The organism is Micromonospora cynarisoli (assembly GCF_030518815.1).
GTDB classification, from domain to species: Bacteria; Actinomycetota; Actinomycetes; order Mycobacteriales; family Micromonosporaceae; genus Micromonospora; species Micromonospora wenchangensis.
Genome location: NZ_CP130426.1, coordinates 6,887,787 through 6,899,178, shown reverse-complemented (window position 1 = coordinate 6,899,178; position 11,392 = coordinate 6,887,787). Strand labels below are relative to the sequence as shown.

The 11,392-nt window shown below is 72.8% G+C and carries 11 protein-coding genes; 6 read left to right on the top strand and 5 right to left on the bottom strand.

What is annotated here, in order from left to right:
- Positions 1-127: 127 nt before the first annotated feature.
- Positions 128-364 carry a ferredoxin gene (locus Q2K16_RS30330; protein ID WP_088642118.1) on the bottom strand — a complete coding sequence of 79 codons (237 nt, stop codon included), beginning with the start codon at positions 362-364 and terminating at the stop codon, positions 128-130.
- Positions 361-1,548 (bottom strand): cytochrome P450, encoded by a 1,188-nt coding sequence (locus Q2K16_RS30325; protein WP_302741829.1) that lies wholly within the window; start codon positions 1,546-1,548, stop codon positions 361-363. Before Q2K16_RS30325 ends, Q2K16_RS30330 begins: the two co-directional genes overlap by 4 nt.
- Before the next feature lie 357 nt (positions 1,549-1,905).
- Here Q2K16_RS30325 and Q2K16_RS30320 point away from each other — a divergent pair, with 357 nt between their 5' ends.
- The 4 genes from Q2K16_RS30320 (at position 1,906) to Q2K16_RS30305 (ending at position 7,101) form a co-directional block, all read left to right on the top strand.
- On the top strand, positions 1,906-3,252 hold the full coding sequence (locus Q2K16_RS30320; RefSeq protein ID WP_302741828.1) for a KamA family radical SAM protein: 1,347 nt from the start codon (positions 1,906-1,908) through the stop codon (positions 3,250-3,252).
- A 28-nt stretch (positions 3,253-3,280) separates the two neighbouring features.
- On the top strand, positions 3,281-4,537 hold the full coding sequence (locus Q2K16_RS30315) for a pyridoxal phosphate-dependent aminotransferase (RefSeq protein ID WP_302741826.1): 1,257 nt from the start codon (positions 3,281-3,283) through the stop codon (positions 4,535-4,537).
- 64 nt (positions 4,538-4,601) lie between these two features.
- Positions 4,602-5,531, top strand: coding sequence for an ACP S-malonyltransferase (locus Q2K16_RS30310; protein WP_302741824.1), 930 nt, complete (start codon positions 4,602-4,604; stop codon positions 5,529-5,531).
- 25 nt (positions 5,532-5,556) lie between these two features.
- A complete protein-coding gene (locus tag Q2K16_RS30305) occupies positions 5,557-7,101 on the top strand; it encodes an AMP-binding protein (protein ID WP_302741822.1) in 1,545 nt (514 codons plus the stop codon).
- Between the two features lie 144 nt (positions 7,102-7,245).
- On the opposite strand, the gene Q2K16_RS30300 is transcribed toward Q2K16_RS30305, so the two are convergent.
- Positions 7,246-8,841: a D-alanine--poly(phosphoribitol) ligase gene (locus tag Q2K16_RS30300; RefSeq protein ID WP_302741820.1), complete on the bottom strand. Its 1,596-nt coding sequence runs from the start codon at positions 8,839-8,841 to the stop codon at positions 7,246-7,248.
- 158 nt (positions 8,842-8,999) lie between these two features.
- On the opposite strand from Q2K16_RS30300, the gene Q2K16_RS30295 reads away from it, so the two are divergent.
- Complete coding sequence (locus tag Q2K16_RS30295; protein WP_302741818.1) at positions 9,000-9,254, top strand: phosphopantetheine-binding protein; 255 nt, start codon at positions 9,000-9,002, stop codon at positions 9,252-9,254.
- Positions 9,255-9,319: 65 nt separating this feature from the next.
- Here Q2K16_RS30295 and Q2K16_RS30290 read toward each other — a convergent pair whose 3' ends face one another.
- Positions 9,320-10,186 (bottom strand): oxidoreductase, encoded by an 867-nt coding sequence (locus Q2K16_RS30290; RefSeq protein ID WP_302741817.1) that lies wholly within the window; start codon positions 10,184-10,186, stop codon positions 9,320-9,322.
- Between Q2K16_RS30290 and Q2K16_RS30285 the strand changes: the two genes are divergently transcribed.
- On the top strand, positions 10,185-10,457 hold the full coding sequence (locus tag Q2K16_RS30285; RefSeq protein ID WP_302746667.1) for a winged helix-turn-helix transcriptional regulator: 273 nt from the start codon (positions 10,185-10,187) through the stop codon (positions 10,455-10,457). The genes Q2K16_RS30290 and Q2K16_RS30285 overlap by 2 nt on opposite strands.
- Positions 10,458-10,480: 23 nt before the next feature.
- Here Q2K16_RS30285 and Q2K16_RS30280 read toward each other — a convergent pair whose 3' ends face one another.
- On the bottom strand, positions 10,481-11,386 hold the full coding sequence (locus tag Q2K16_RS30280) for a proline iminopeptidase-family hydrolase (protein WP_302746666.1): 906 nt from the start codon (positions 11,384-11,386) through the stop codon (positions 10,481-10,483).
- Positions 11,387-11,392 lie beyond the last annotated feature (6 nt).

Below are 11,392 nucleotides of genomic sequence, written 5' to 3'. Positions count from 1 at the left end.
GTTCGACGCCCGGCTCGGTGTGTCGGCTTTCGGCGCCCGATCACGGCAAGGCCGCCGCGACCGGTAGGGGGGACCGGTCGCGGCGGCCTCGCGGCGACCGGTGGGGTTCACCGGTCGGGGCGGTTGTTCACTCCTCGGGCGCGAGCAGCGCGCCGGAGGCGGCGTCGCGGACCGTGATCGCGGACATCGGGCACATGTCGGCGGCGTCGATGACCGCCTCGTCGGGTGCGGTCTCCGGGGCCAGGGCGGACGCCTTGCCGGCCCGGATCTCGATCTGGCGGGGGGCCGCGCCGGCGCAGACCCCGGTACCGATGCAGGCGTCCCGGTCGACGGTGACCGTCCACCTGGTGTCCACCGCGGTCACCAGGCCACCAGCAGCTTGTTCGGGCCCCGGACCAGCAGGCCGGACTTCCACGACACACCCGCGTCACCGTCGGCCAGGCGCAGCTCGGGGAACCGGTCCAGGATGGTGTGCAGGGCCACCTGCAGCTCCATCCGGGCGAGCTGCGCGCCCAGGCAGTGGTGCGGGCCGTGGCCGAACGCGACGTGCGGGTTCTGCTCGCGGGTGAAGTCGAAGGTCTCCGGGTTGTCGAAGATCTCCGGGTCGCGGTTCGCGCCGGGCAGGGAGACCAGCACCGGCTCCCCGGCGCGGACGATGCCGCTGCTGAGCTCGACGTCCTCCACGGCGTAGCGGGGGAACATGGCGGCCGGGTTGAGGGGGATCATCCGCAGCAGCTCCTCCACGGCGGCCGGCACCAGGCTCCGGTCGGCGCGCAGCTGCGCCATCAGCTCCGGCTTGGTCAGCAGCGCGTAGACGAAGTTGGGGATGTGGGTGGAGACCGTCTCGACGCCGGTGAGCAGCAGCCCGACCCCGGCGATCGAGAGCAGCTCCTGCTCGGTCAGCCGGTCGCCCTCGTCGCGGGCCTTGACCAGCGCGCCGAGCAGGTCGTCGGTGGGCTGCTCGCGGCGCTGGGCGACGAGGTTGCCCATGTAGCCGAACAGCTGCTCCACATAGGTCATGAGCTGCTCGCTGGTGCTGGTCAGCCCCTCGGTCCAGATCCGGAACTGGGCGCGGTCCTCGAACGGGACGCCGAGCAGCTCGCAGATCACGGTGATCGGGAAGGGCAGCGCGAACATCTCGACCAGGTCGCCGGGAGACCCCTTGGCGATCATGTCGTCGACGTACTCGTTGGCGATCCGCTGCGCGTCCTCGCGGATGCCGTTGACCCGGCGGGCGGTCAGCGCCTTGCCGGCCAGCTTGCGCAGCCGGGTGTGGTCCGGCGGGTCGAGGCCGATGATGCCCTCGTAGGTCATCTCCTCGCGGAGGCGGGGCTGGTCCTTGCCCTGCGCGGCGGCCCGGCTGAAGCGCGGGTCGGTGAGCACGGTCTTGACGTCCTCGTACCGGGTGGCCAGCCAGCACACCTCGCCGTACGGCAACTGCACCCGGGCCAGCGGCTCGGTGCTGCGCAGCAGCCCGTACGCCGGGTCGATGTCGATCCCGGGCGCCTCGCTGAACGGATACTTGCGGATCTCCTGATCGATCGTCACGGAGCACTCCCTCGGTTCGCACCGGGCGCACGGATCGGCGCTGGCATCGATGTCTGCACGGCCGCTCGGTGCGGTACGGCGTATCCGGGCGACACGCCGGGCACCGGCCGGACCAGGCGCGAGGGATACGTAATCAGGAAAGGAAATCCACCTACACCCCCGCGACGCCCCTAGCCTCCCCCTACCGGCCGCGCTAAGGGGCGGCTCTGGGGTGCCGCTAGGGGTCCGGGCGGACGGGCCGCCACTAGCGTGTGGGCGAGGCAACGCGCTGTTGACCGTCGAGCGATTCTCGCGGGCGCGCACCGGTGATTGAGTCACGCCACGTCGGTGGGCGCAACCCCCCATGGAGGATGGTTGATGTCCCTGCTCGTTTCCACGACCGCCGATCCGGGGCGGTTCCACTCCTTCGGGCCGCACCACATCGATGAGCTGGGCGCCCGGTACGGATTGTCGGCCGACAATCTGCACGCGATCCGCACCATTTCCCAGGTGCTGCCCTTCCGGGTCAACGAGTACGTCCTGTCGCACCTGATCGACTGGGACCGTATCCCGGACGACCCGATCTTCCGGCTGGTGTTCCCGCAGCGCGGCATGCTCGCCGCCGCCGACGAGCAGCTCCTCGGTGACCTGCTGCGCGCCGGTGACCGCAAGGGGCTGCGCGGCGAGGTGGCCCGGATCAGGGCGGGGCTCAACCCGCACCCGTCCGGGCAGCAGCAGCACAACGTGCCCAGGCTGGACGGTCAGGAACTGCCCGGCATGCAGCACAAGTACCGGGAGACGGTGCTGTACTTCCCGCAGCAGGGGCAGACCTGCCACGCGTACTGCACCTACTGCTTCCGGTGGGCGCAGTTCGTCGGCGACGCCGACCTGCGGTTCGCCGCGCCCGGCCCGGAGCAGTTGGTGAGCTACCTGCACCGGCACCCGGCGGTGACCGACGTGCTGGTCACCGGCGGCGACCCGATGATCATGTCGACGGAGCGGCTGCGCAGCCACGTGGAGCCGCTGCTGGCCGTCGACACGGTACGCACGATCCGGTTCGGCACCAAGGCGGTCGCCTACTGGCCGTACCGGTTCGTCTCCGACAGCGACGCCGACGACCTGCTGCGGCTGTTCGAGCAGGTGGTCGCGTCGGGGCGCAGCGTCGCGGTGATGGCGCACTTCAGCCACCCCCGCGAGCTGGCCACCGAGGTCGCCACCCGGGCCATCGCCCGGATCAGGTCGACCGGGGCGGTGGTCTACTGCCAGGCCCCGCTGATCCGCTACGTCAACGACGACGCCCGCGCCTGGAGCGAGATGTGGCGGGCGGAGTTGGCCGTCGGCGCGGTGCCCTACTACATGTTCGTCGAACGGGACACCGGTCCCCGGGACTACTTCCAGGTGCCGCTGACCCGGGCCGCCGACATCTTCCGCACCGCGTACCAGGATCTGCCCGGCCTGGCCCGGACGGTACGCGGACCGGTCATGTCGGCCACCCCCGGCAAGGTCCTCGTCGACGGCGTCGAGCGGACCCCGGACGGCGACTTCTTCCAGCTCCGGCTGATCCAGGCCCGCGACCGGCGGCTGGTCGGCCGGCCGTTCCGGGCACGCTGGTCGGCCGACGCAGCCTGGCTGAGCGACCTGGAACTCGACCCGACCGCCCCGGCGGACATCCTCGCCGCGGTCAGCCCCAGCGCGGCCCGCCCCGGCGCGGCCGTCACCGCCTGAACACCCACCGACCCGAAGGGAGCTGGCGATGGCCGGCCGGAAGATATCGCCCAACCTCGCGCTCGACCAGCTGGTCGAGCAGCGCATCGCCGCGGGCGAGTCCATCGTGCACCTGGGCTTCGGCGAGTCCCGCCTGCCGGTGTTCCCGCCGCTGCTGCGGGCGCTGACCGAGGGCGGCGACCGCAACGCCTACGGGCCGGTGGTCGGCGACCCCGCCACCCGGGACGCGGTGGCCGGGTACTTCTCCCGCCGCCGGCTGCCCACCGAGGCCGACCAGGTGATCATCGCGCCGGGCAGCAAGCCGCTGCTGATGGCCCTGCAGCTGGTCGTCGGCGGGGACACCCTGCTCGCCGCGCCGAGCTGGGTCACCTACGCCCCGCAGGCCCGGCTCGCCGGCAAAACCGCGCTGGGGGTGCCGATCCCCGAGTCGTGCGGCGGGGTGCCCGACCCGGCGGCGCTGCGGGAGACGATCCGTGCCGCCCGGGTGCTCGGCCACGACCCGCGCATCCTGGTGCTCACCTCGCCTGACAACCCGACCGGCACGCACGCCCCGGACGACCTGGTCCGCGAGCTGTGCGCGATCGCCGAGGAGGAGGACCTGCTGATCGTCTCGGACGAGATCTACCGGGACATCCTGCACACCCCGGGCACGGACCTGCTCTCCCCCGCCGAGATCGCACCCCGGCGGACCGTGGTGCTCACCGGGCTCAGCAAGAACCTGGCGCTCGGCGGCTGGCGGATCGGCGCGGCCCGGTTCCCGGCCGGTGGGTGGGGCGAGCGCATCCGCGCCGACGTCGCCTCGGTCGCCAGCGAGATCTGGTCCACCCTGGCCGGGCCGATGCAGTCGGTCGCCCGGTACGCCTTCGCCGAGCCGCCGGAGATCCGCGAGCGGCTCACCGAGGACGCCGCGCTGCACGGCGCGGTGGCCGGCGCGGTCCACCGGATCATGGTGGACGCGGGCGCCACCTGCCGGCCGCCTACCGGCGCGTTCTACGTCTACCCGGACTTCGCGCCGCTGCGCGAGCCGCTGGCCGAGCAGGGCATCACCGACGGCGCCACCCTGCAGCACCACCTGCTGGAGGAGCTGGGCGTGGCGGTGCTCTCCGGCCACCACTTCGGCGACCGGCCGGAGGCGCTGCGGTTCCGGGCCGCCACCAGCATGCTCTACGGCGACACCCCGCAGCAGCAGCGGCAGACCCAGACCGCCGCCGACCCGCTGACGGTGCCGCACGTCGCCGACGCGTTGGTCCGCATCGAGCAGGCCCTGGCCAAGCTCCCCCGGTGACCCGCCCCGACTCCCCCGCCGACCGCGCCGGTGCCGGTCTGCCCCGACGACAAGGACGCCCCAGATGACCAGCGCCATCGTCTTCCCCGGGATGGGTCCGTGCGACTTCGCCGACGTCGCGAAGTTCATGCTGATCGACCGGGACGCCCGCGAGCTGCTCGCCACCGCCAGCGACGCCCTCGACTACGACCTGTTCGCCAGGTACCGCGACAGCGACAGCGACTATTCCGAGTACGCCCAGGTGGCCTTCCTGGTGAACTGCGTGGCGCTGGCCCGGTGGGCGGAACGGACCATGGACCTGCGGCCGGACCTGGTCGCCGGGCCCAGCTTCGGCGGCAAGGCCGCCGCCGTGTTCAGCGGCGCGCTGGACTTCGCCGAGGCGGTCCGGATGACCGCGCGGCTGTCCCGGATCGAGACGGAGTACTTCACCGCCGAGCAGCGGGGCGTGGTGACGATGTCGTTCGTCCGGACCCCGGCCGAGCGGCTGCGGGAGATCCTGGCCGAGTTGGACGAGGCAGGCGAGTGGTACGAGATCTCCTGCTACGTGGACACCGACTTCTGGATGGTGACCCTGCACGAGGGACGCACCGACTGGCTGGCGCAGCGGCTGCGGGCCGGCGGCGGGCTGCCGCTGTACGTGATGGACCCGCCGCTGCACGCCGCCGCGTTCGGGCCGCTGCGGGACCGGGTGGAGGCGGAGCTGTTCGGGTCGCTGCGCTTCACCGACCCGCAGATCCCGGTCGTCGCCGACCAGGACGGCACGGTACGCACCACCGCCGACGGCGTACGGGCGATGTTACTCGACGGGATCGTCACCCCGGTGCGCTGGCCGGAGGTGGTCGCCACGTTCCAGCGGTCCGGGGTGCAGACGGTGCACGTCTGCGGCCCGGACCGGTTGTGGGGCCGGGTCGGCGCCACCGTCCGCAACTTCCGGACCACCATCGTGGACCCGCGACGGGCGATGCGGCCGATCCGTCGCACCGTGGCCGCCTGAGCGCCGGTAGAGCACGGAGGACGAGATGACCCAGCACACCGACTACGCCCTGCACGGCCGGTTCCTCCAGGGGCTGGCCGCAGCACCCCGGGCCACCGCCCTGCACCTGCCGTCCGGGCCGGTCAGCTACGAGGAGCTGCACGCCATCGCGCTGCGCTGGGCGGGGGCGTTGGCCGCCGGCCCGGACGGTCCGCCCCGGGTGGTGGGCATCCTGGCCGGCAAGACCCTGGAGTCGTACGCGGGGCTGCTGGCCACCCTGTACGTCGGCGCGACCGCCGTACCGCTGCACCCGGAGTTCCCGGCGGCCCGGACGGCGGGGATGCTCACCGCGTGCGGGGTGTCCACCCTGCTGCTCGACGAGGCCGGGCTGGCGGTCCGGGCGGAGATGGGCGACGCGGTCGCCGGGGTGCCGGTGTTCGCGCCGGTGGTGGACCCGCGGGGCAGCGGCACCGGCCCGCGGCTGCCGGTGGTCTCGGCGACGCCACTGGCCGCGCCCCGCCCCGCCGCCCCCGACGACCTGGCCTACGTGCTGTTCACCTCCGGCTCGACGGGACGCCCCAAGGGGGTGCCGATCACCCACGGGAACCTGCGGCACTACTTCTCGGTGCTGGACGACAGGTACGACTTCGGCCCGGACGACCGGTTCTCCCAGTCGTTCGACCTGAACTTCGACTGCGCGATGTTCGACCTGTTCTGCGCCTGGGGTGCGGGGGCGAGCGTGCACCCGGTGCCGCCGGCGGCGTACCGGGACGTGCCGGCGTTCGTGGCCGAGCGGGGACTGACCGTGTGGTTCTCCACCCCGAGCGCGATCACCCTGGTCCGGCGGACCGGCCGGCTGGCTGCGGCGGCGATGCCGTCGCTGCGGTGGAGCTTCTTCGCCGGGGAGGCGCTGCACGCGACCGACGCGGTGGACTGGCAGGCCGCGGCCCCCGGGTCGACGCTGGAGAACATCTACGGCCCGACCGAGCTGACCGTGACCATCACCGGGCACCGCTGGTCGCCGCAGACCTCGCCGGGGCTGTGCGTCAACGGTCTGGTCCCGATCGGGACGCTGCACGACGGGCACGACGGGGTGCTGCTCGACGCCGACGGCGCGGCCAGCGAGGTGGAGGGGGAACTCTGCATCACCGGCCCGCAGCTCACCCCCGGCTACCTCGACCCGGCCGACGACGAGGGCCGGTTCCTGGTCCGCGACGGCCGGCGCTGGTACCGCACCGGGGACCGGGTCCGGCGGCTGGACAACAAGGAACTGATCTACCTGGGCCGGCTCGACTCGCAGGTGCAGGTGCACGGCTGGCGGGTGGAGCTGGCCGAGATCGAGCACGCTCTGCGGGGCTGCCCCGGCATCGAGGACGCGGTGACGGTGGCCCGCTCCGGCGCGGGCGGCACCGAACTGGTGGTCTTCTACACGGGTGCGCCGACCGCCCCGGCGGAACTGTCCCGGCAGTTGCGGCAGATCCTGCCCAAGGGGATGCTGCCGCGTTCGTACCGGCACGTGCCGGAGTTCCCGTTGAACTCCAACCGCAAGGTGGACCGGGCCCGGCTGGCCCGGGAAGCCGCCGAGGGCTGACCCGGTCGATCCACGCTGTTACGCCGAATTGGCGGCATCCGACTCATCGGATGCCGCCAATTCGGCGTCGTAGCGGCGACGTAGCGAAAACCCCTGGCCGGTCCCCCTCCTGAAGGGACCGGCCAGGGGCCGTCAGGGGCCGGATCAGCGGCGCGCGGACTGCCCGGCGCGCTCGGCGAGGGCCCGCCGGTCGATCTTGCCGTTGGCGTTGACCGGCAGCTCGTCGACGACCCGGACCTGCTGCGGCACCATGTAGTCGGGCAGCGCCTCCAGGCAGAACGCGCCCAGCTCCATCTCCTCGACGCCGGTGACGCCCTCGTCGAGCACCACGAACGCGGCCAGCACCGGGTCCTTACCCTCCTGGGGCAGCATCAGCGCGGCAGCCCCGGCGACGCCCGGGAACTCCCGGACCCGGCGCTCCACCTCGCCCAGCTCGACCCGGTTGCCGCGCACCTTGACCAGTGAGTCGGCCCGGCCGGTGAAGTACAGCTCCCCGCCCTCGCCCCGGTAGGCCAGGTCGCCGGTGCGGAAGACGACCTGCCCGGTGGCCGGGTTGAGCGGGTCGGGGACCAGCGCGGCGGCGGTGGCCTCCGGGTCGTTCCAGTAGCCGTGGAACAGGGCGGCGCTGCGCAGGTGGATCTGCCCGACGACGCCCGGGGAGTCGACCGGCCGGCCGTCCTCGTCGATCAGCAGCATCTCCGCGCCCGGGTGGGCGTGGCCGATGGAGATCCGGTCGACGTCGTCGGGCAGCGGGTTGGGCACGTCGGTGAAGGACGCGGCGATGGACTCGCTGCTGCCGAAGCAGTTGACCACCCGGGCGTGCGGCAGGGCGCGTTGCAGCTCGCGCATCTCGGGCAGGGGGAAGTTCTCGCCGGAGTAGAGCACCCCGCGGATCTGCTCGCCGAGCGCGGCCAGCCCGGCGAACTCGTGCCGCAGCACCCCCCGCCAGATCGACGGCACGCCGTTGACCTGGGTGGCGCCGCTGTCGGCGAGGAACTGCACGAAGCGGCGCGGCCAGCGCAGCAGCGACCGGGGCACCGGCACCACGGCTGCGCCGCTGCCCAGCGCCAGGCCGATGTCGAGCAGCGAGAAGTCGAACTGCAACGGCGAGGTGGTGGCGACCCGGTCCTCGGCGGAGACGATGCCGTGCCGCAGCATCCCCCGGAAGAAGGCGAGCACGCCCCGGTGGCTCATCACCACGCCCTTGGGCCGGCCGGTGGTGCCCGACGTGAAGATCATGTAGGCCGGGTCGGTGGGCACCAGTTCCCGGCGGTGCCGGGTGCGCGGCGCGGGCGCCCGCTCGACCTGGATGCCGTCCGGGCCGAACCGGGCGGTGCCCAGCGGTGCGGGCACGCCCTCGCGGCGGCCGTCGACGGGTTGCAGGTGCAGTGCGGCGGCGGTGCTCTCGGCGATCAGCGCGAGCCGCTGGGCCGGGGTCTCCGGGCTGACCGGGATGAAGGTCAGGCCCAGCGACGAGCAGGCCAGGAAGACCGCGATGGCGGTCGGGGAGGTGTCCGACTCCAGGATCACCCGGTCACCGATGTCGAGGCCGAGTTCGTCGAGGGCGGCGGCGTAGCCGTCGACCCGCTGGGCGAGCTGACGGTACGAGATGGAGCCGACCTCGCCGCCGACGGCCTGGATGACGGCCGGCTTGTCGGGCGTCAGCCGGGCACCCGCCAACAGGAACTCGTGCAGCGTCTCCACGGAGGCGTGCGTGCGCGCGAAGTTCTCTCGACTCATGGCCGGAGCGTATCGGCGGCCCCGCCGGCCCCCACCCGCATCGACCCCCCTAACGACCCCTTACCCGGGCCGGGCGGCGGCCGGGAAATTGTCGGGTCGTCAGCCCCCGTGGGGCGTTGTTAGCGTCTTCTCACCCTGCACCGGAAGGAATCGCGGACATGTGGGATCAACGGTTCGAGGCCATCCTGCGCCAGCACCTGCCCTTCCTCGACCCCGAGGAGACGCTGCTGGCCGGCACCAGCCTGCGCGACTCCGGCCTGGACTCCCTCGCCATGGTCGAACTGCTGGCCACCCTGGAGAGCGAGTACGACGTGCGCTTCGTCGACGAGGCGATGTCGATGGAGACGTTCGCCACCCCGCAGACGTTGTGGAGCGTGCTGACCGACATGCGTGGCGTGCCCGCTCGCGTGTGAGCGGCACCCGTTCCGGAAGTGCCCGTGACCGCATCTGGTCACGGGCACTTTTCGTGGTCCTCCGGTCAGCGTCCGATCGCGTCCAGCGCGGCGAGGTCGTCGGCGGTGAGCGTCAGCCCCGCCCCGGCGACGTTCTCCCGCAGGTGCGCCACCGACGAGGTGCCGGGGATGAGCAGGATGTTGGGTGAGCGCTGCAACAGCCAGGCCAGGGCGACGGCCGTCGGTGTGGCGTCCCGGCGGGCGGCCACGGCCGACAGCGCCGCGGACTGCACCGGGCTGAACCCGCCCAGCGGGAAGTACGGCACGTAGGCCACCCCCTGCCCGGCGAGCCTGTCGATCAGCGGGTCGTCCTGGCGGTACGCCAGGTTGTAGAGGTTCTGCACGCACCCGACCGGGGCGATCGACTGCGCCTCGGCGACCTGCTCAGCCGTCACGTTGCTCACCCCCAGGTGCCGGATCAGGCCCTCCTGCTGAAGTGCGGCGAGCGCCTCGAACGGCCCGGCGAGAGAGCCGGCCCGGGTGCCCGTGGCGTCGCCGAGCCGGAGGTTGACCAGGTCCAGCGTCTCGACGCCGAGGTGCTCCAGGTTCTCCTCGACGGCCCGGCGCAGTTGCGCCGGGTCCCGCGCCGGGGGCCAGCCGCCCTGCCGGTCCCGGGTCGCGCCGACCTTGGTCACCAGGTGCAGCCCCTCCGGGTACGGGTGCAGGGCCTCGCGGATCAGCCGGTTGGTGACGTGCGGCCCGTAGGCGTCGCTGGTGTCGATGTGCGTGATGCCGAGGGCGACGACCTCGCGGAGGACGGCCAGCGCGGCGTCCGGGTCGGCGGGCGGTCCCATCACCCCGGGGCCGGCGAGTTGCATGGCGCCGTAGCCGAACCGGCTGACGGTCAGGTCGCCGAGCGTCCAGGTGCCGCCGGGCAGAGAGCGGGTGAGCATGTGGCTTACCTCGGCCTTTCATGGTGGACGGAGCGGTACCGGACCACTATCGGCGAGGCTGCGCAGCCTGGAACGCGACGGCCTGGTCAGCCGCACCGCGACGGCGACCGTGCCGGTCACGGTCACCTACGAGCTGACCGACCTCGATTTCTCCCTGCACGAGACGATGCATGCCCTCAAGAGCTGGGCCGAAACGCACCTGGACGACGTGCACGCCCACCGGGCGGCCTACGACGCCCGCCACCCCGCCCCGGCGGCCCGCCCCGCCTGAGCGGGCCGTCCGGGGCCGTCGGTTCAGAGCTTGTCGAGGAACTGGGTGAGGATCTCGGTGAACCGCTCCGGAGTCTCCAGGTGGGGCAGGTGGCTGGCCCCCTCGATGATCTCCCAGCGGGCACCGGGCACGAGATCGTGGTACGGGCGGACGGCCGCCGGGGTGACCTCGTCGTACTCGCCGCTGATCACCAGGGTCGGGGTGTCGATCTGCGGCAGCTGGTCGAGCAGCGAGTAGTCGCGCAGCGTGCCGATGATGTGGAACTCGCTCGGCCCGTTCATCGCGTGGTAGACGGTCGGATCGCTGTTGATCTCCATGAAGGAGGCCATCAGCTCCGGCGGCAACGGCTTACACCGGCACACGTGCCGCTGGTAGAAGACCATCATCGCGGCCGTGTACGCCGGGCTGCCGGTGGTGCCCGCGGCCTCGTGCCGGCGCAGCGTCGCATCCACCCCGGGGGGCAGCGCGGCCCGCAGCACGTCCAGCTCCGGCAGCCACAGCGGGTACGACGCGGGCGCGTTGGCGACGACCAGCCCGCGCAGCCCGGCCGGCCGGCGCACCGCGTGGGCCGCCGCCAGCACCCCGCCCCACGACTGCCCCAGCAGCACGTACCCGTCGGCGATGCCGAGCCGACGCAGCAGGTTGTCCAGTTCGTCGAGGAACAGCTCCACCGTCCAGAAGTCGGCGCCCCGACCCCGCAGGTGGGTGGAGCCGCCGTTGCCGAGCTGGTCGTAGTGCACCACCGGCCGGCCGGTACGGCTCAGCTCGGCGAGGTTGAGCAGGTAGTCGTGGGTGCTGCCCGGGCCGCCGTGCAGCACCACCAGTGGCGGCCGGTCGCCGGGCAGCTCCCCCGTCACCCGGTACCACGTCCGGTGGTCGCCGAACTCGACGGCGCCCTTGGCGGTCGGTGCCAGTGTCATGTCGTCCACTCCAGC